This window comes from Nocardia seriolae NBRC 15557 (assembly GCF_007990715.1).
Taxonomy (GTDB): domain Bacteria; phylum Actinomycetota; class Actinomycetes; order Mycobacteriales; family Mycobacteriaceae; genus Nocardia; species Nocardia seriolae.
In genome coordinates, this window is sequence record NZ_BJWY01000144.1 from 1 (window position 1) to 17,410 (window position 17,410).

General features: G+C 66.4%; 17 protein-coding genes and 1 pseudogene. 11 read left to right on the plus strand and 7 right to left on the minus strand.

What is annotated here, in order from left to right:
• Positions 1 to 28: 28 nt before the first annotated feature.
• The 3 genes from NS2_RS30700 to NS2_RS30710 are packed head-to-tail and all read right to left on the minus strand — an operon-like array spanning position 29 to position 3,249.
• Positions 29 to 646: a VOC family protein gene (locus NS2_RS30700; protein ID WP_052086967.1), complete on the minus strand. Its 618-nt coding sequence runs from the start codon at positions 644 to 646 to the stop codon at positions 29 to 31.
• Positions 647 to 2,674 (minus strand): NADPH-dependent 2,4-dienoyl-CoA reductase, encoded by a 2,028-nt coding sequence (locus tag NS2_RS30705; protein ID WP_033090813.1) that lies wholly within the window; start codon positions 2,672 to 2,674, stop codon positions 647 to 649.
• Entirely contained in the window at positions 2,671 to 3,249 is a 579-nt protein-coding gene (locus tag NS2_RS30710; protein ID WP_033090814.1) for a PadR family transcriptional regulator, read from the minus strand. Before NS2_RS30710 ends, NS2_RS30705 begins: the two co-directional genes overlap by 4 nt.
• Positions 3,250 to 3,428: 179 nt before the next feature.
• Here NS2_RS30710 and NS2_RS30715 point away from each other — a divergent pair, with 179 nt between their 5' ends.
• The gene (locus NS2_RS30715) at positions 3,429 to 4,376 is read left to right on the plus strand and encodes a hypothetical protein (RefSeq protein ID WP_033090815.1); all 948 of its coding nucleotides are present in this window, start codon (positions 3,429 to 3,431) and stop codon (positions 4,374 to 4,376) included.
• On the opposite strand, the gene NS2_RS30720 is transcribed toward NS2_RS30715, so the two are convergent.
• Positions 4,369 to 5,676: a cutinase family protein gene (locus NS2_RS30720; protein ID WP_158544132.1), complete on the minus strand. Its 1,308-nt coding sequence runs from the start codon at positions 5,674 to 5,676 to the stop codon at positions 4,369 to 4,371. The two genes, NS2_RS30715 and NS2_RS30720, sit on opposite strands and share 8 nt — an antisense overlap.
• Positions 5,677 to 5,949: 273 nt before the next feature.
• Here NS2_RS30720 and NS2_RS30725 point away from each other — a divergent pair, with 273 nt between their 5' ends.
• Positions 5,950 to 6,330: a VOC family protein gene (locus NS2_RS30725; RefSeq protein ID WP_261772328.1), complete on the plus strand. Its 381-nt coding sequence runs from the start codon at positions 5,950 to 5,952 to the stop codon at positions 6,328 to 6,330.
• Between the two features lie 4 nt (positions 6,331 to 6,334).
• On the opposite strand, the gene NS2_RS30730 is transcribed toward NS2_RS30725, so the two are convergent.
• Complete coding sequence (locus tag NS2_RS30730; RefSeq protein ID WP_081986304.1) at positions 6,335 to 7,774, minus strand: MFS transporter; 1,440 nt, start codon at positions 7,772 to 7,774, stop codon at positions 6,335 to 6,337.
• A 308-nt stretch (positions 7,775 to 8,082) separates the two neighbouring features.
• Here NS2_RS30730 and NS2_RS30735 point away from each other — a divergent pair, with 308 nt between their 5' ends.
• From NS2_RS30735 to NS2_RS30755, 5 genes and pseudogenes are all read left to right on the plus strand, one after another.
• Complete coding sequence (locus tag NS2_RS30735) at positions 8,083 to 8,592, plus strand: Ltp family lipoprotein (protein WP_033090818.1); 510 nt, start codon at positions 8,083 to 8,085, stop codon at positions 8,590 to 8,592.
• A 122-nt stretch (positions 8,593 to 8,714) separates the two neighbouring features.
• Entirely contained in the window at positions 8,715 to 9,281 is a 567-nt protein-coding gene (locus NS2_RS30740; RefSeq protein WP_145961848.1) for a DUF6630 family protein, read from the plus strand.
• Positions 9,282 to 9,683: 402 nt separating this feature from the next.
• Positions 9,684 to 10,220 (plus strand): DUF3558 domain-containing protein, encoded by a 537-nt coding sequence (locus NS2_RS30745; RefSeq protein WP_081986305.1) that lies wholly within the window; start codon positions 9,684 to 9,686, stop codon positions 10,218 to 10,220.
• Between the two features lie 359 nt (positions 10,221 to 10,579).
• Complete coding sequence (locus NS2_RS30750; protein ID WP_143161421.1) at positions 10,580 to 11,098, plus strand: MmyB family transcriptional regulator; 519 nt, start codon at positions 10,580 to 10,582, stop codon at positions 11,096 to 11,098.
• Positions 11,099 to 11,170: 72 nt separating this feature from the next.
• Positions 11,171 to 12,512 (plus strand): annotated as a pseudogene (locus NS2_RS30755) (MFS transporter).
• Between the two features lie 15 nt (positions 12,513 to 12,527).
• On the opposite strand, the gene NS2_RS30760 reads toward NS2_RS30755, so the two are convergent.
• Positions 12,528 to 13,148: a TetR family transcriptional regulator gene (locus NS2_RS30760; protein WP_033090821.1), complete on the minus strand. Its 621-nt coding sequence runs from the start codon at positions 13,146 to 13,148 to the stop codon at positions 12,528 to 12,530.
• 129 nt (positions 13,149 to 13,277) lie between these two features.
• On the opposite strand from NS2_RS30760, the gene NS2_RS30765 reads away from it, so the two are divergent.
• The 3 genes from NS2_RS30765 to NS2_RS30775 all read left to right on the plus strand — a co-directional run bounded on the left by NS2_RS30765 (position 13,278) and on the right by NS2_RS30775 (position 15,920).
• Positions 13,278 to 14,342 (plus strand): ferredoxin reductase, encoded by a 1,065-nt coding sequence (locus NS2_RS30765; protein ID WP_052086969.1) that lies wholly within the window; start codon positions 13,278 to 13,280, stop codon positions 14,340 to 14,342.
• A 63-nt stretch (positions 14,343 to 14,405) separates the two neighbouring features.
• The gene (locus NS2_RS30770) at positions 14,406 to 15,569 is read left to right on the plus strand and encodes a fatty acid desaturase family protein (RefSeq protein ID WP_045439756.1); all 1,164 of its coding nucleotides are present in this window, start codon (positions 14,406 to 14,408) and stop codon (positions 15,567 to 15,569) included.
• On the plus strand, positions 15,570 to 15,920 hold the full coding sequence (locus NS2_RS30775) for a hypothetical protein (protein ID WP_033090822.1): 351 nt from the start codon (positions 15,570 to 15,572) through the stop codon (positions 15,918 to 15,920).
• A gap of 3 nt (positions 15,921 to 15,923) precedes the next feature.
• Here NS2_RS30775 and NS2_RS30780 read toward each other — a convergent pair whose 3' ends face one another.
• Entirely contained in the window at positions 15,924 to 16,544 is a 621-nt protein-coding gene (locus tag NS2_RS30780; protein WP_033090829.1) for a DUF4254 domain-containing protein, read from the minus strand.
• Between the two features lie 462 nt (positions 16,545 to 17,006).
• Here NS2_RS30780 and NS2_RS30785 point away from each other — a divergent pair, with 462 nt between their 5' ends.
• Positions 17,007 to 17,327 (plus strand): hypothetical protein, encoded by a 321-nt coding sequence (locus NS2_RS30785; protein WP_033090823.1) that lies wholly within the window; start codon positions 17,007 to 17,009, stop codon positions 17,325 to 17,327.
• Positions 17,328 to 17,410: the final 83 nt, after the last annotated feature.

Here is a 17,410-nt window from a genome sequence, read left to right on the forward strand (position 1 = left end):
CGGGGAGTCGCACTTGGTCGAAAACCGCTCAGCCCAGGGTGACCGACTGGAACGGGACCCCGGTCGATTTCGGCTCCATGAAGGCTATCCCCCAGTTCAGGTGTCCGCGCCAGACGCCGGCGATCCGGCCGCCCTGGACGGCCGGTTTGGGGTCGCCGATGGGACCGCCCGCGGCCCGGATGGCGGCCACCGCCGCGTCCAGATCGGGGGTCAGGAAGGCGACGCCGACCAGCGCGGGGTCCTTGCCCGAGGACACGGCCTCGATGAAAGGCTCCCCGACGCGGTAGAACGCCATCTCGGGGCCTTGCGGACCGCGCGGGAAGAAGCGCCGACGCGGTGGAACGCCCAGGACCGCAGTCAGATTCGTGATCGACTCGTCCAAGTCGGGTACCCAGTAGACGACGTGGTCGACGGTCGCGACACCGTTCGGATGGGCCACCGGGGAATCGGATACCGGCCCGGCCGATTCCAGATAGGGGACACCGAGTGTGACGGGGGCGGCATGGGTTTCGTCGAAGCCCCAGGCGGCCTCACCCAGGGTGCACTCGATCGCGCCGATCCGGAAGCGGCCGTCGTCGACGGTGAAACCCAGTGCCGCCCAGGACTGCTCGTCTCCAGGCAGTCCGAGGCGGGTGAGGTTCGGCATCTACAGGCCCGCCGCCAGCCGGGTGCCCTGGTTGATCGCGCGCTTGGCGTCGAGTTCGGCGGCCAGGTCCGCGCCGCCGATGAGGTGCACGGTCACGCCCGCGTTCTGCAGCGGCTCCTGCAGATCGCGCACGGATTCCTGTCCGGCGCACAGGATCACGTTGTCGCATTCGATGACCTGCGGACGCTGCCGCTTCTCGCCGAAGCTGATGTGCAGCCCGCGGTCGTCGATGCGCTCGTAGTTGACCCCGCCGATCTGCTCGACGCCCTTGGCCTTCACCGCGGCCCGGTGCACCCAGCCCGAGGTCTTGCCCAGATCCTTGCCAAACGAGGACGACTTGCGTTGCAGCAGGACGACTTCGCGCGCGGCGGGGGAGGGCTTGGGGGTGGTGACGAAGCCGGGGACGTTCGGATCGTCGGAGACGCCCCACTCTTCCTTCCACTCGTCGAGCTTGAGGCTGGGATGCCCTTCCACGGTGAGGAATTCGCTCACGTCGAAGCCGATGCCGCCCGCGCCGATGACCGCCACCTTCTTGCCGACCGGCTTGCCCTCACGCACCAGCTCGGCGTAGGTGAGCACCTTCGGGTGATCGATGCCGGGGATATTGGGGATGCGCGGCTTCACGCCGGTGGCCAGGATGATCTCGTCGTAGCCGCCCGCGATGAGCTGCTCCGCGGTGGCCCGGTTCGCCAGATGCAAACGCACACCGGTGATCTCGATCTGCCGTGTGTAGTAGCGGATGGTCTCGCTGAACTCTTCCTTGCCCGGAATGCGGCGCGCGATGTCGAACTGCCCGCCGATCTTGTCATCGGCCTCGAACAGGTCCACCTGGTGCCCGCGCTGGGCCAGGCTGACCGCGGCCGACAGCCCGGCCGGGCCCGCGCCGACAACCGCGAACCTGCGGGTGCGCCGGGTGGGCAGCAGCTTCAGGTCGGTCTCGTGACCCGCGCGCGGATTCAGCAGGCAGGAAACGGTTTTGGCCTGGAAAGCGTGGTCCAGGCAGGCCTGGTTGCAGGCGATGCAGGTATTGATCTCGTCGGTTCGCGCGTCCTGGGCCTTGCGCGCCCACTCCGGGTCGGCCAGCAGCGGCCGGGCCAGCGACACCAGATCGGAGTCGCCGCGGGTGAGGATCTCCTCGGCGGTCTCGGGCATATTGATCCGGTTGGAGGCGCACACCGGGATGTCCACGATGTCCTTGACCTTGGCGGTCCACTCCACGAACGCCGCGCGCGGCACCGAGGTGACGATGGTCGGCACCCGGGCCTCGTGCCAGCCGATATCGGTATTGATGATGGTGGCCCCCGCGGCCTCCACATCCTTTGCGACAGCGGCGATCTCGTCCCAGGTCTGGCCCTTCTCCACGAAATCGGCCATGGACAAACGGAAGACGATGATGAAGTCCGGCCCGACCGCCTTGCGCACCCGACGCACGATCTCACCGGCGATGCGGCGGCGGTTCTCCGGCGAGCCACCCCACTTGTCCTTGCGCTTGTTGGTGCGCTCGGCCAGGAACTGGTTGATGCAATAGCCTTCACCACCCATGATCTCGACGCCGTCGTACCCGGCGAACTTGGCCAGGGCCGCGCAGCGCGCGTAATCGTCGATGGTCTCCTCGACACCCTTGCCCGAGAGCGCGCGCGGCTTGAACGGGTTGATCGGGGCCTTGATGGCCGAGGCCGACACGCTGGTCGGCATGTAGGAGTAGCGGCCCGCGTGCAGGATCTGCAGCGCGATCTTGCCGCCCTCGGCGTGCACCGCCTTGGTGATGGCGCGATGCCGGTAGGCCTCGGTCTTGTTGGTCAGTTTCGCGCCGAAGGGCAGCAGCCAGCCGGTGCGGTTGGGGGCGTAGCCACCGGTGATGATCAGTCCCACACCGCCTTTGGCGCGCTCGGCGAAGTAGGCGGCCAGCCGGTTGACGTGCCAGGCCCGATCCTCGAGGCCGGTGTGCATGGATCCCATGACCACGCGGTTGCGCAGCGTGGTGAATCCCAGGTCGAGGGGTTCGAACAGATGCGGGTACGCGCTCATCGCTGAGGGCCTTTCGGTTCGGACGCGGGCGACTGGGCTGTGTCGCGCTTCAGGGCGTCGAGTACTTCGTCGCACCAGTCGACGATGCCCTCCTCGATGCGGATGCCACCGCGGAGGACGAGGTACCGGTGCAGTTTCTTGCCGGAGAGCTGATCCGGCGCGGGATAGTCCTGCTTCTCGAAGGCGCGGTACAGGTCGAGGCGGTGCTCGTGCTGATCGCGGTGCCGCTTCACCTCGGCGGTGATGACGGACATGTCGCCCAGCGAGGCGGCGCGAAGTTTCACGCCGAGCTCGTTGCGCATGGGCTCGAGTTCGGTGGGCTCGCCGATCCAGCGGATCAGCTCGTCGCGCCCGGCCTCGGACACGGTGTAGACCTTCTTGTCCGGGCGGCCCTCCTGCGGGACCGTCTCCGCGTGCACCCAGCCCTGCTCGTCCATACGCTTGAGGACGCGATAGATCTGCTGGTGGGTAGCGTTCCAGAAGAACCCGATGGACTTGTCGAAGCGCCGGGCCAGGTCGTACCCCGAGCTGGCGCGTTCGGTGAGCGATACCAGGAGCGCGTGTTCGAGGGCCATGTCGCCAGGGTAACTGCTACGCCACGTACTATGCAATTCAGTGCATAGACTGGCCGGTCGTGTCGGCACGCCGATCGCCCGCGGTTAACACGCCGGTTCGCCGGACGGATTTCAGAGCGAATCAAACGCCCGCGGGTGCCGGGCGGAGGACACTGAAATGGCTAACCGGGGAGGCAGCCGTGCGTTCGAAACTCACCACCGTCGGTGCGGCGGTACTGATCGCGACATCCGCGATGTTGATGACCGCATGCAATGACAAGGACATTGCGAAGGGCTCGCCGACGACGTCGGTGAACGCCGGGCAGCCCGGCGGGGCTGCGCAGCCCACCGATAAGGCGGGCGGGACGAATTCGAAAGCGACCGTTCGGCCTATCGGCAAGACCGGTTGGTACGAGGGCTTCGAGATCACCGTCGACAAGGCCACCGTGACACCGGACGAATTCGGCGGCGCGAAGGTCCTGGTCGATATCACCTACAAGAACACCACCACCAAGGACAAGACCCTCAGCGTGGTGCCCGGGGTGCAGGTCGGCGGCGCGCTCGATCCCGGTGCGGGCTGGAACAGCCCGGATGTCCCCGGAAAGGGTTCGGCCACCGGCGATGTCAGCATCTCGGTCAAGAAGCTGGACAGCGCCGAGCACCTGCTCGACACCATCACCGTCGTCTACGGCACCTCCGCGGACAATCAGACCAAGATCCCGCTCAAGGCCGACACCAAGGCCGACAGCGTCGCGCCCAAGACCCTGACCGTCTCCGGCAAGCTGGTGCAGGACCAGACCACCGTCGAAATCACCGGCGGCACACTGACTCCCAGCTACACCAAGGGCGAGCGCAACAAGATGGATCTGGCGCTGCACATCAAGCTGGTCGGCGGCTCCGGCGTCCGCGACGGCGGCCTGAACATCTTCACCGAGTGGTTCACCATCAAGGGTCCGGACGGCCAGACCCTCGCGGCCGACACCCGCGGCTTCATCGACGAACTGCTCAACCGCAACGAGACCATCGACAAGGCGGACCTTTTCGCGGTGTTCGTCGTCCCCGCCCCGGCCACCGGCAACTACGTGCTGAGCTACGACGCCACCAAGGGCGCGAGCTCCGCCCCCACCTACTCCTTCACGATCAGCTGACCTGGGAGCCCAGGAAGTTCAGCAGAAGCTGCGCGTCGTCGCCGTAGTCGACGTGCGCCTTCGAGGCGTAGAAGGTGGCCATGTCGACGCCCTGCCGGCCGAGTTCGAGCAGGGCGTTGATGTAGTCGGGGCCGACGAGCGTGACCGCGGCCTGCGCGGCGACCAGCAGGTTCCCGCCGACCGCGGCGGTGAACGGGCCGACCACCGCACCGGCCAGATCGAGTCCGGCCGTCGCGGCGTTCGCCAGGTCGGCCGCGGCGGCGACCTGGTCGTCGCGGGTCGCGGATTCGGCCGCCCGCCACAGGGTTTCCTCCAGTCGGCCCATGCCCCCGGTGATGCGCGCGATGTCGATCCCGGTCAGCACATCGGCGAGGACCCTTTCGGCCGCGTTCCAGCCCGAGGGGTCGACGGCGGCCGCGGCCCGGATGACCGAGCCGATGAGCGTGAGGTTCACGCCCGTGGCAGCGTGCACGAGCGGGGTCAGCGCGATATTGAGAATGCCCGCCATCTGGTGCGCGCTGTCGATATCGCCGGACTGGATGAAACCCGGAAGCAGTTGGAAGCCGCCGACAATGGTCTCCCGGTTCGCCGCGGTCGCCGCCCAGCCCGCGCCCACGGTGACGATCTGGGAGACGAGCGCGGCCGGATCGGTGTCGGCGGGGACGAGGGCCGCGATCGGTCCGGCGTCGCCGCTGAGCACCCGGCCCAGCGCCGCCAGGAACGGTGAGCTGGCGGCATTGAGCGAGCAGTACAGGTCGCCGTCCACGCACAGGGTCCGCACGCGATCGGTCAGCGCGCCGAAATCCTGATCGCGCGGTCCGGCGATGCCGTGCCCGGGTTGCGGATCACCAAGGGAGAGTGTGGTGCTCGGATCGCGGTGCGGGTCGGCCAGTAGTCCGACCCCGGCCACCCGATCGGCGCTGATCGGGCCCGCGCCATTGCCGATCTCGGTGGCGAGCGCGCCGATGCCGTCCGCGCCCTGGCTGTATCCGGCGAGGATGAGCCGGGTGGTGGCGCACAGGCCGCTCACCATCTGGTGCAATCGGTCCTCGAGGGTGCTCAGCGATTGTGCGTAGCTGAGTCCCTGGTCGAAAGCGCTTGCGGCATAGGGTGTGTAGAGCACGGTGATGTCGGGGCCGAACTGCCGTTGCAGGCCGTCGCCGATGGGCCGGAGCATGCCGACCGGCACGCTCGGATCCGCGTCGGGACGCGTCTCCCAGGTTCCGGGCGCGAAGATCGCCGTGTACGGGGTGCACGTCCGGGCCGCGGGCGTGTCCGCGGGCGCCTCGCCGGTCACCATGCTCCCGAACGTGACGGCCGCGACCGAGATCGCCGCACACACCCTGCACGCTCTCGCCAGCCTGCTCATGATTCGATCCCTCTGTTGCCGATGAGCTTTTGCCGGTGCCACGGTCGCGCGCCCCGTGACACAGTTCCGCTGATTCTCGCCGCTGCGTGCCGACTTCGCAGGGTTTTCAGACACATCCATGTTTCAGACCTTCGGCGCGGTGCCGGAGTGTCGGCGGTCCCGTTTGTCGGTGGGTGGCCGTATACAGGGACCATGCGGATCTAAATCACCAGCGTGTTCGTAGACGACCAACAGAAGGCGCTCGACTTCTACACCGGGACCCTCGGTTTCGTGAAGAGCCACGACGTCCCGTTGGGCGCGGCCCGATGGCTGACGGTCGTCTCGCCCGAGGATCCCGAGGGCACCCAGCTGCTGCTGGAGCCCTCCGGGCATCCCGTGGTCGGGCCGTACCGGGAGGGTCTGGTCGCCTCCGGCATCCCCGCCGCCTCGTTCCAGGTCGGCGATGTGAAGGCGGAGTACGACCGACTATGCGAGCTGGGCGTGAAATTCACCCAGGAACCGATCGAGGCGGGCCCGGTGACGACCGCGGTCTTCGATGACACCTGCGGCAACCTCATCCAGATCGTCACCCCGCCCGACCTCTGACCGGTCAGCCGGCGGCCTTGGCCGCGAGGGCCGCGGCGGCCAGCACGGTGATGCCCTCGACGAGGGCGGTGGTGGCGACCGCGTGCGCGGCGGTGAGGGTGGTGGCACCGGCCAGGGTGAGGAACAGGGTGCCGAGGGTGGCGATGCCGACCACCACCCCGAGCTGGACGCAGGTGACGAGGATGCCGCTGGCGTCGGCGGCCAGGGCGAGCGGGATCTTGCCGGTGGCGCGAGCCATCAGGGGGCTGAAGGACATCCCGTAGCCGAGGCCCATGATGGCGAAGACGGCCAGCTCGACGGGTCCGATGTCGCGGGCGTCGCGCATCAGCACGCCCATGACGATGGTGGTCGTGGCAGCCACGAGCAGGCCCAGCGGAATCATGGCGCGGTGGAAACGGGCGGGGATCCGGGTCCACTTCAGGCTTACCAGGCCGAAAGTCAGGCCGTTGGGCAGGAACAGCAGCCCCGCGTGCAGAGCGCTGTAGCCCAGTGCCGACTGCAGGTGGATGGTGAGAACGAAGATCCACCCGCCGAACGTGCACATCACCAGGAACAGGGTGAGCGCGGTCGGCACCAGGCCGGGCGCGCGCAGCACGCGATCGGCGAACAGCGGCTCACCGCCGCGACGATGCACCCATCGTTCCGCCAGCACGAACCCCGCGAACCCGAGCCCGGACGCGCCCAGCGTGATTCGCGTCCACAGCGGCCAATCCTGTTCGTGGCCCAGCACCAACGGAACGACCAGCGCCAGCACCGAGCCGGTGAGCAGAGCCAATCCAGGCAGATCCAGCTTGCGGTCGACCCGAGTGGTGACGGCGGGCAGAATGCGCGGCGCGACGGCCAGCAAAGCCAGCCCGATCGGCACATTCACCAGAAACACTCCACGCCAGCCGGTTCCGGCGACATCCCCGCTCACGATCGCACCGCCCGCGATCTGCCCCACCACCATGCCGCCGGACATGACGGCCGCGTACGCCGAAAGCGCCCGCGCCCGAGTGGTTCCCGTGAACGTCCGCTGAATCAGCGTCATAACCTGCGGCACCATCGCCGCCGACCCGACACCCTGCAGGAAACGGAAGATGATGAGAGAACCCGTGTTCAGCGCCAGCCCACAGGCCAACGAGGCGACAGTGAACACCGCCAGCCCCGCCACGAACATCCTGCGCTGCCCGAACCGATCACCCAGCCGCGCACCGGTCACCAACAGCACCGCATAGGCGATGACATAGCCGGAAACGATGAGCTGCAGCCCGGAACCACTGGCGTGCAGGGAGGTTCGGATCGATGGAATGGCGACATTGACAATGGAGGCGTCCAGCACCGCCATGAACTGCCCGAGCAGAATGACGGCCAGCACGGCCACCGGCCGCCGGATGGCCACCGGGCCCGGAGTCGCCACCGGCGGCGAGTGGGTAGGAGGGGATTGAATCGAACTCTGTGTCATGGAATTCAGCGTGCGCGGCTGCGAAGACGACGAACAGGAGTCTGCTTATACGGGTACCGGCAGCACCTGTATACCCCTAGCGATTGCGACCCCCAGGGAGTGATCGCGCCGGGCCCGGATACGTCCGGATGCATGGATAGGTGAATCTGTCACCCGATCGGGCATCAGCCCCTGTCACCTATCCATGCATCAAGCCCGTCCGTAGGCTTGTCGTCGTCTTGTATTGGCCCCCAGTCAGTTTGCTGGGGTTGCCTCGAATCATTTGCAGACGACGATCCCGGCGTAACAAGCAGAGCAGGAGTAACCAGATGACCGAGCCGTTCCCCGCCTCACAGCCCAGCTACCTGTCGGCCGCGGACGCGCCGAGGAAGCAGAAGAAGTGGGTGTGGCTGGTCGGCGCCCCGGTACTGGCTCTCGCCCTGGCGGCGCCCGCATGGAACAGCGCTCCGGCAGCGGCCGACGTCGCTCAGCCGGATATCGCGGCACCCGTATCGACACTCGCGGTCGAATTCTCCCCGGCCAAGCGGGACATCACCTCCAGCCAGCGCAACGCCATCCGGTCTGCCCAGCAGTACCTCGACTACTCTGCCTTCTCCCGCAGCGGTCTGATTCACCAGCTCGAGTACGAAGACTTCTCCACCGCAGACGCTACGTTCGCAGTGGACAGCCTGAAGGTGGACTGGAACAAGCAAGCGGCAAAGTGCGCCAAGCAGTACCTCGAGTACACCGCGTTCTCTCGGTCCGGACTGATCGATCAGCTGGTGTACGACGGCTTTACGCGCGCCCAGGCCGAGTACGGAGTCAATGCCTCTTACTGACAATCTCTTTCGGCGGTAAACCCTGTTGGCGAGAAGCGAGCACTGCGGCGCGCGCGTCCGGTCGCCGTGCTCGCGTGGGTTCGAAGCCGTCCTTGATCAGCACAGATACCCGGGAGAAGCCCTTGACGGACGAGTCCATGCAGACTCCAGACGCTGTTCGGGTCGCTCTCCCGCAGATCGTGGCCATCCTTGCCCCCGATCGGCCGGACATCATGGCGTTGCTCGATCTCGTTCTCGATGACCCCGAATCCTACGTAGACGCATACCCAGACAGTGATTACCTCTGCAACGATGAGGGTGACCTCGCCCGTCGCGGTCTGCTGGAGATGTTGGACGGCACCGAATTCGAGTTCGACTCGTCGCTGATCGCTCACTTCGACTGGCGCGCCGATGTCGAGACCATCCACGAGGGTATCGCTTCTCTGTCCTCATGCCCCGCGACAATGAACTGGGACTGGCTTCTGGAATTCGCTACGGCCACAAGGGAACACCCCGATGACAGTGTCGGTATCGCCGGGGACTTCCTCGAGGAGACAGGCAATCGGTGTCTGCAGCTCGGAGTTGCGCTCGTATCCGTTGATGACGGCGATTCCTACCATGTGGGCTTCTGCCCGGCCACCGAAGCCGAACACGTCATCTCACTGTTCGCTACCGCCGGTTATGAGAATCCCCGCATCCGGCGGGCCTGATTGGACCGGAATCGTTGCGGAATGCAATATCCGCTCCTGCCGCTGGTCGTGCTGACCGATCTGGGCAACGTTGGGCACTGGCGTCAGGAGCAATGATCAAAACCTGTGGATGACCGGGAGGGCGTACCCTCCCGGATGATCTGACTATCAACAGGTTTCGATCTACTCGGCGCGCCGACGCCGGGCGGGAAGGTACGACCCATGCTCAAGGTAATCGACGGCGGCGCCGACTCCAACAACGATGGCGCGGCGAGCCGGGAGGCACCCGGAACCTGCTGCGGCGCAGGGCATCGCTACTGGTTCGGCTACAGTGGCCCTGCAACGACAGCTGTCGGCATTCGAGTCGGCTAGGTGGAACACCCGGTTCTCGCTGTTGGATGACGCTTTTGCTGGGGAGGGTTTGTGCGGACGGTTCTGGCCCGCATCGTTGTCGTAGTGGGTGCAGTGATCATCGCGGCGGGTTGTGGGGTGGATGATCACCAGCAGGATGCCCCGACCGGATCCGCACTTTTTGATCCGTGTCAGGACATCAAGGACAGTGTGTTCAAGAAGGCGGGTTTCGATCCTGCGACCAAGAAGCATCCGGTACCAGAGTTTCCCGAGCGGTGCAGCGTGGAGAGCCCAAGCGGTAACGGGCTGGTGCTGGAGCACTATTTGAGCATGGGTGTTCCAGAGTTCGACCGAGCGCTGGCCCGACAGCAGTCCACCCTGGGCGACAAGATCAAAAAGGTGACCGTCAACGGGCGAGATGCTTTCACCGAGCCACAGACACTGACCATGTTCGGCAGTTCGAGCCCGCTGGGCTGTGCCGTGAACCTGCGCACCAAGCTCGGGATGCTGAGGATCGGCAGCAGCCTCACCCGGAATGGCGCTGATGGCTGCACCGAAGCCCTCGCAGCAGCCACGGTCCTGGAGCCCTCCCTCGGCCCCAACCGGTAGCGACCATACGCTCATGCCTGAATGCCGAGTGGCACAGAAGTCACTACGAAATCAGACAAACGCCTCAATACTGTGCCACTCGGGCGCCAGTGCGACCCAGCTGAAGATCAACGGCCACAGGTCATCTCGGGGTGTCGTGGTGTCCGCGAATGCACCGATGAAAGGATGAGTGCACTCAGCGGAAAGCTTCCAGGAACGGTCTCGCAGAAGGCGATGTCGACTGCATCGTCAGCGATGAACCGATCCGCCTCGGACAAGAGAGCCGATGCCCGGTTTGTCACGTCCTCGTTCAAGTAACGGACGAGCTCGAGACATGCCATGCCTTCCCAGATGAGCTCCTCGGCCCGATCCCGAGGTTCGTGATCGCGAATGTGCCGCCACACTATGTCCAGACGGGCTGTAGCCGCGTCCCGATCGAGAATCCCGAGCTCGGTTCGAGGAATGTGCTGCGCACGGTCTTCCTGGCCGACGAATGCTGCACGCCCTACCCCGCCAATTCCGAGCCCGAGCATCTGGCCCGCATGGTCGGCTACCTGCGCTCCGCCTACGTCCGCAATCTCGGGGACCCCGACTGGGCCGCGTTCATCGACGAAATGGTCTCTCTCAGCCCGCATTTCGCCGAGCTTTGGGCCCGCAACGACGTCGCGCTCCCGCGCGGCCGCACCCGCGTCATCCGCAATCTCGCCATCGGCGAACTCGTCATGTACATGACCAGCATGTCCCTGCCCTCCATCGCGGGCGCCTGGATGCAGGTGTGGACTCCCGCCGACCCCGCGGCCTGGGACAAACTCCACGCCCTCCTCGCCATGACCGATGACGAACGCCGCCGACCTTGGGCCGACCACGTCGAACAGGCCCACGGTCGCGTCCTCGCCTGAGTTTCGATCTGGTCGTTTCGAGGTGCGCGGATGGCGAGCGGAACGGGGGTCTGGTCGCTTAGTCTGCGCTGCATGAGCGAGGGCTCGGGGGCTGTGGACGCGGGGCGGGCGGTTGGGCAGGCGACCGGGCGGGGGCCGGTACTGGCCTGGGGGTTCTGGGATTGGGCGGGGGCTTCGTTCAATGCGGTGATTCTGACCTTTGTGTTCTCGGTGTATCTCACCGACAAGGTGGGGAAGGAGCTGCCGGGCGGGGTTTCGCCCAGTGCTGGGGTGGGCGTTGGGGGCGGCGGGGCTGGTGGTGGCGGTGACCGCGCCGGTGGCGGGGCAGTGGTTCGATGCGACTGCGCGGCGGAAGCTTTCGCTGGGGATATTGACGTCGGTGACGGTGGTGCTGATGGCCGCCATGTTCTTCGTGCGGGCGGATTATCACTATCTGTGGGTGGGGTTGGTGTTGCTGGCGGTGGGGTCGGCGACCTTCGAGTTGTCGCATGTGCCGTATTTCGCCATGCTGCGGCAGGTTTCGACGCCCGCGAACGTCGGGCGGGTGTCCGGGTTCGGCTGGTCCATGGGGTATTTCGGCGGGATTCTGCTGTTGCTCCTGTGCTATGTCGGGTTCATCGCGGGTAAGGGGGATTACCGCGGGGTGCTGGGGGTGCCGGTCGAGGACGGGTTGAATATCCGGTTGGTCGCGGTGCTGGCGGCGGTGTGGTTCGCGGGGTTCGCGGTGCCGCTGTTCCTGTTCGTGCCCGAGGTGCCGCGCACGAATGCCGATCCCGGTGCGGCGCTGCCCGTCCGGTCGTTCCTCGGCTCGTACCGGGTGCTGTGGCGCGATGTGCGGGAGCTGTGGCGCGCCGATCGGCGGACCGTGGGCTTCCTGCTGGCCAGTGCGATCTTCCGGGACGGGCTGGCGGGGGTGTTCACCTTCGGTGCGATCCTGGCCGTGCGGGTGTACGGCATCGCCGACTCGGACGTGCTGCTGTTCGGTATCGCCGCGAATGTCGTTGCGGCCGTGGGTGCGCTGGTGGGCGGCCGGTTCGACGACCGGGTCGGCCCGAAGGCGGTGATCGTGACGGCGCTGATCGGGATGATCATCGGCGGGGCCTTCCTGCTGGTGCTCTCGGGCCCGCTCATGTTCTGGATCTTCGGCCTGCTGCTGACCGTATTCGTCGGTCCCGCACAGGCTTCGGCGCGCGCGTTTCTGGCGCGACTGGCGCCGCCAGGTCGTGAGGGGCAGCTGTTCGGTCTCTACGCCACCACGGGACGGGCCGTATCCTTCCTCGCCCCAACCCTTTTCGGGTTCTTCGTGTGGGCCTTCGACGCCGAGCGCGCGGGCATCGTCGGCCTGCTGCTGGTACTGATCATCGGCCTGATGATGTTACTGCCGGTGCGCGGAGATGACCTGCGCGGCAGGTGAATTCGATCAGCAGCGCTAGGGCCGCCAGGCTCCCATACCGAGTGCGATGAGCCGGACCTGCAGGACGGCGCGCTCGACCACGCGACCGCTCTCCCGGTCCTCGGCCATCAGGTAGTCGGCGATCCGATCCGCGACCGTCGAGACGATGAGGTCGGCGGCCAGCTCCAGATCGTCGGGCGACCACGAGTCCAGCGCCCGCACCCGCGACAGGTCGACCACCAATTCCCGCTCGATGAGCTGCATTTCGACCGCGATGGCCCCGCGCAGCGCGGCCGACCCGCCGTGCCGCTCGCGAATCAGGAAACCCCACAGGTCGCGCTTGCCGTCCACCTGCTCGAAGGTGAAGCGCACGGTCTGCGCCAGCGTCGAATTCGGCGTGCGCCGCATTTCCCGTAGCGCCAGCCGCAATTGGCGCACCCCGGCCTCGACCAGCGTGGTGCCGAGCTCGTCGAGCGAGGTGAAGTGCCGGTAGAAGGCCGTCGGCACGATCCCGGCCGAACGCGCGATCTCACGGAGAGACAGCGCCGCGAAGCCGCGGTCGGCGGCCAGGGCGAGGGTGCCGTCGAGCAGTGCGGCGCGGGTGCGCTCCTTGCGCTCGACTCGGGTAGCTGCCTGCTCGCTCACGTCGATGAGCATACATGCGTTCACATTCGTTCCATTCGTGAGATGTCGTGTGGGTCACACGAACTGCCGGTTGAACTGGAGCGCCTCCGCCCGGCACACTATCTCAGTGTACAGATGTGCACCGAAATCCAGGAGGCTCACATGGTCGGACTACTCGACCTCGTGCAGAAGACCATGACCACCCCGCATCCGCTGGACCGCTACCTGGAGCTGGTCCGCCCGACCCTGACCAGGCGTTCCATGCGTGCGGAGATCACTCACGTGCGCCGCAGCGCGGTCGGCTCGGTGACCCTCACCCTCAAGCCCGCCCGGCAGTGGGCCGGGCACGTGGCGGGGCAGTACGTGCAGCTCGGCGTGGTGATCGACGGCGTCCGCCACACCCGCTGCTATTCGCCGGTCAATGCCGAGGGCCGCCGCGACCGGCACATCGAACTCACCGTCAAGGCGCACCCGCACGGCCTGGTCTCGAATCACCTGCACGAGAACGCGATTCCCGGCATGGTCGTGGACCTCGAGCCCGCCGCCGGCGTCTTCCACCTGCCCGAACCGCGGCCCGAGCAGATCGTGCTGATCAGCGGCGGCTCCGGCATCACCCCGGTGCTGTCCATGCTGCGCACCCTGGCCAACGAGGGCTATCGCGGCCGCATCCTGTTCCTGCATTACAACCGTTCTCCGGAATGGGTGCCGCACCGCCAGGAGCTCGAGGCCATCGCCATGCAGCACGGCAATATCCAGGTCGAGTGCCGCTACCCGGAGACCCGGAGCGACGCTCACTTCGGCTACGACGAGCTCGAGTCGCTCGCGCCCTGGTTCCCGTCCGCCCAGACCTACCTGTGCGGCCCGCCCGGCCTGATGGCCGCGGTCCGCACCGTCTACGAGTCCGAGGAGCTCGGCGACCGGCTGCACAGCGAGGAGTTCACCCTCGCCACCACCGTGGTCGACCCCGCCGACGCCGAGGGCAAGGTGAACTTCTCCGGCAGCGGCGTGGTCGCCGAGAACACCGGCGAATCCCTGCTCGACCAGGCCGAATCCGCGGGCCTGAGCCCGCAGTACGGCTGCCGCATGGGCATCTGCTTCACCTGCACCGCGGTCAAGCGCAGCGGTTGCACCCGCAATCTGCGCACCGGGGAGCTCGACAGCGATCCGGACCAGCCCATCCAGCTCTGCATCAACGCCCCCGTCGGGGACGTCGACATCGCTATTTGAACGACATCGCCATCTGAACCACATCGCATTTCGCACGACATCGCCATCTGATTAGGAGTGATCATGGCCATTCTCACCGAGACCCCCGAGGGCCCGCTGGTGCTCAGCGTCGAACAGGTCGAGGAGATCGGCCGCGAGCTCGACGCGCTGCGCGCCCGCATCACCGCGGACCTGGGCGACCGGGACCGCGAGTACATCTACAACGTCATCAAGGCTCAGCGCGGCTTCGAGATCGCCGGCCGCGGCCTGCTCTACCTGGGCTTCCTGCCACCATTCTGGCTCGCCGGGGTGGCCGCGCTGAGCATCTCCAAGATTCTCGACAATATGGAGATCGGCCACAACGTCATGCACGGCCAGTGGGACTGGATGCGGGAGCCGACGCTGAATTCCCGTGTCTTCGAATGGGATACGGTCTGCCCCGGCGACCAGTGGCGGCACTCCCACAACTACATGCACCACACCTACACCAACATCCTCGACATGGACCGCGATATCGGTTACGGCATCCTGCGCGTGGACGAGGCGCAGAGCTGGAACGTGCTGCGGCTGGGCAACCCGCTCTACGCCTTCATCCTGATGGTGGCCTTCGAGTGGGGCGTGATGGGCCACGACCTCGAGGTCGAGAACATCGTCCGGGGCAAGAAGTCCTGGAGCGAGGTCAAGTCCCTGCTCAAGGGCCAGTGGCGCAAGGCCAGCCGCCAGGTGCTCAAGGACTACGTGGTGTTCCCGGCGCTGACCGGCCCGCTGTTCCTGTCCACCCTGGCCGCCAACTTCAGCGCCAATATCGTGCGCAACCTGTGGACCTTCTCCATCATCTTCTGCGGCCACTTCCCGACCGGCGTACAGACGTTCACCCAGGAGGAATGCGCCGAGGAGACCCAGGGCGAGTGGTACGTGCGCCAGATGCTGGGCTCGGCGAACATCGACGGCAGCAAGCTGTTCCACATCATGTCCGGCAACCTGTCACACCAGATCGAGCATCACCTGTTCCCGGACCTGCCGGCCAACCGCTACCCCGAGATCGCGCCCGAGGTGAAGGCGCTGTGTGAGAAGCACGGCCTGCCCTACAACACCGGCGGCTTCTCGAAGCAGATCGGTTCGGTCTGGGGGAAGCTGTTCAGGCTGGCGCTGCCGCCGTTCCTGGTCAAGAATTCATCCCAGGCCGGTGTTATCGTGATGCGCCGGGGGCAGGTGAGTGCGGTTCCGCAAACAGAAGTGGGCGTGTGAATGATTTCGAAATTCGAGAGCAACAAGGATCTGATCCAGGAATTGACCGCGTCCGGGGCACGGCACGTCGGCAATATCGCATCGATCATCACCGGCACCGTCGCCGAGGTGACGCGGGAAATCGGTGATTGGATCACCGATGCCATCGAGATGCGTGAAGCCGCCGCCGCGGCCGAGCAGGACGCCCAGGCCCAGCGCGCCACCGCGGAGGGCCTGGCCGACAACCTCGACGACGACTTCGACGAGACCCCGGAACCCGCACCCGCACAGGACAATTCGGCAGCGAAGCCGGTCGTGAGCGAGCGTGTGGGCGAGGACGTCATCGACGCCGAGGTCATCGACCCGCGCTGATCCCTACCAGGTCGGGAGTCGCCTGCGGTGCTGGGCGACTTCCGTGATCAGATCCCGATACCCGTCGGCCAGCTCGGCGAGCCGGTACCACTGCAGGTGGGCCTCGGTGTCCACCCCGCGTCGGGGGCGGTCCTCGCTGATGCGGTGGGCGACCGCGCGTCGCCGTCCGCGGCCGTCGGGTGCTTTCGAAGGTCCGTCCGGCGCTTTCGGCGGGCGCACCGGCTCGGGTTCGGTGTTTCCCAAAGCCAGTTGCGCCACAACCCATTTCGCGGCCATCCGGTCGATGACCGCGCCGAGCGTCTCGGTGTGCAGCGAGGCCCCGGCGCGGTGCGGGATATTGGCGGCCACCCAGTCGTCGATGCGGGCCACCAGTTCCTCGCGCCGCATATCGATCTCGTCGACGTGGTGGGTGCAGTCGGCGACATCGTCGGGGGTGGCCTCGTCGGCGTGCGCCGCCTCCAAGGCCCGATGTCGGTTCTCGTGGCATCGCACCAGCTCGTGGGCGGATTCGAGGACGTCGTGATCATTACGGTCGGAGCTGACCGGTTCCCGGAAGGCGCGCAACAGCGTTGATGGCGAGGGGAGCTCGGCCCCGAATCCCGCTCCGGTGTAGTCGATTGCCATGATTCCCACCCTGGGCCGTCGCATGCTTGGATGCGCCAGGGCCGAGGGGGTTTCGGGGAGGGGCTCCCCTCGGCTCCGGCGCAGCCCCGCATCCGGAACGCAACAGCCCACCACCAACGACACGGTGAAGTAACCGGGAAATCCGCGACGATGCGATGGGGAGACTGTCCGAAATGCGGGACATATTCAGGAAAGCGCGATAGTCGGAGGGGCGCAACCATCCGGCGCGTGATCGGCGAAGCTGCCTGAAAATTGTTATACAGCATTACAAGACGGTCACATGGCCGCTGCGGTTGAAGGCGGATCGACACCTGCGCGGGCGGCGTGTGAGACGGGTTCGAGGGCCGGTCTCGACCGGGACGAGGCTTCCGCCCGCAATGATCGGATACCGAGGCTTATGAATAGCTATCTTCGCGGCGCGCCGAGGGCGCGACGCGCCATAGTCCGTTAGCCTCGGTATTCGTGCCCGCCTACGCGTCCTCCCCGGAGCTGCGATTCGGTTTCATGTTCGCGCTGGAAGACCCCGAGCGCATTGCCGAAGTCGTCCGGAATCTCATAGTTCGCCGAACGGTGTCGGTCTTCCGGCTCGCGCATCTCTCCGACGACAACGGACCGCCCGATCGGTTTGTCGTGAACTGGGCGGCGCTCCCGCAGATCTCCATCACCACCGCCGCGCCGGAACCCGACGAATTGCGTTCCAGCGGAACGATGCTGGTCAACGCGTTTCTGGGGGAGGACGGCGAGGTGAGCCTCTACTCCGCGGGCGCGGCCCCGCCGCAGTAGAAACTGGTCGGTCCCCTCTTTGTGACGGGCCACACAGCACGTCTCAGCAACCTCTTAGCGACAGACTAGGTTCGCCTTAATAC

Excerpts from the sequence above, each read along its gene's own strand:
- NS2_RS30710 (WP_033090814.1), bottom strand. The coding sequence starts at position 3,249 with ATGGCCCTCGAACACGCGCTCCTGGTATCGCTCACCGAACGCGCCAGC.
- NS2_RS30735 (WP_033090818.1), top strand. The coding sequence starts at position 8,083 with ATGACCGAGCCGTTCCCCGCCTCACAGCCCAGCTACCTGTCGGCCGCG.
- NS2_RS30700 (WP_052086967.1), bottom strand. The coding sequence starts at position 646 with ATGCCGAACCTCACCCGCCTCGGACTGCCTGGAGACGAGCAGTCCTGG.
- NS2_RS30760 (WP_033090821.1), bottom strand. The coding sequence starts at position 13,148 with ATGCTCATCGACGTGAGCGAGCAGGCAGCTACCCGAGTCGAGCGCAAG.
- NS2_RS30720 (WP_158544132.1), bottom strand. The coding sequence starts at position 5,676 with ATGGTGACCGGCGAGGCGCCCGCGGACACGCCCGCGGCCCGGACGTGC.
- NS2_RS30705 (WP_033090813.1), bottom strand. The coding sequence starts at position 2,674 with ATGAGCGCGTACCCGCATCTGTTCGAACCCCTCGACCTGGGATTCACC.
- NS2_RS30765 (WP_052086969.1), top strand. The coding sequence starts at position 13,278 with ATGGTCGGACTACTCGACCTCGTGCAGAAGACCATGACCACCCCGCAT.
- NS2_RS30780 (WP_033090829.1), bottom strand. The coding sequence starts at position 16,544 with ATGGCAATCGACTACACCGGAGCGGGATTCGGGGCCGAGCTCCCCTCG.
- NS2_RS30775 (WP_033090822.1), top strand. The coding sequence starts at position 15,570 with ATGATTTCGAAATTCGAGAGCAACAAGGATCTGATCCAGGAATTGACC.
- NS2_RS30730 (WP_081986304.1), bottom strand. The coding sequence starts at position 7,774 with ATGACACAGAGTTCGATTCAATCCCCTCCTACCCACTCGCCGCCGGTG.
- NS2_RS30770 (WP_045439756.1), top strand. The coding sequence starts at position 14,406 with ATGGCCATTCTCACCGAGACCCCCGAGGGCCCGCTGGTGCTCAGCGTC.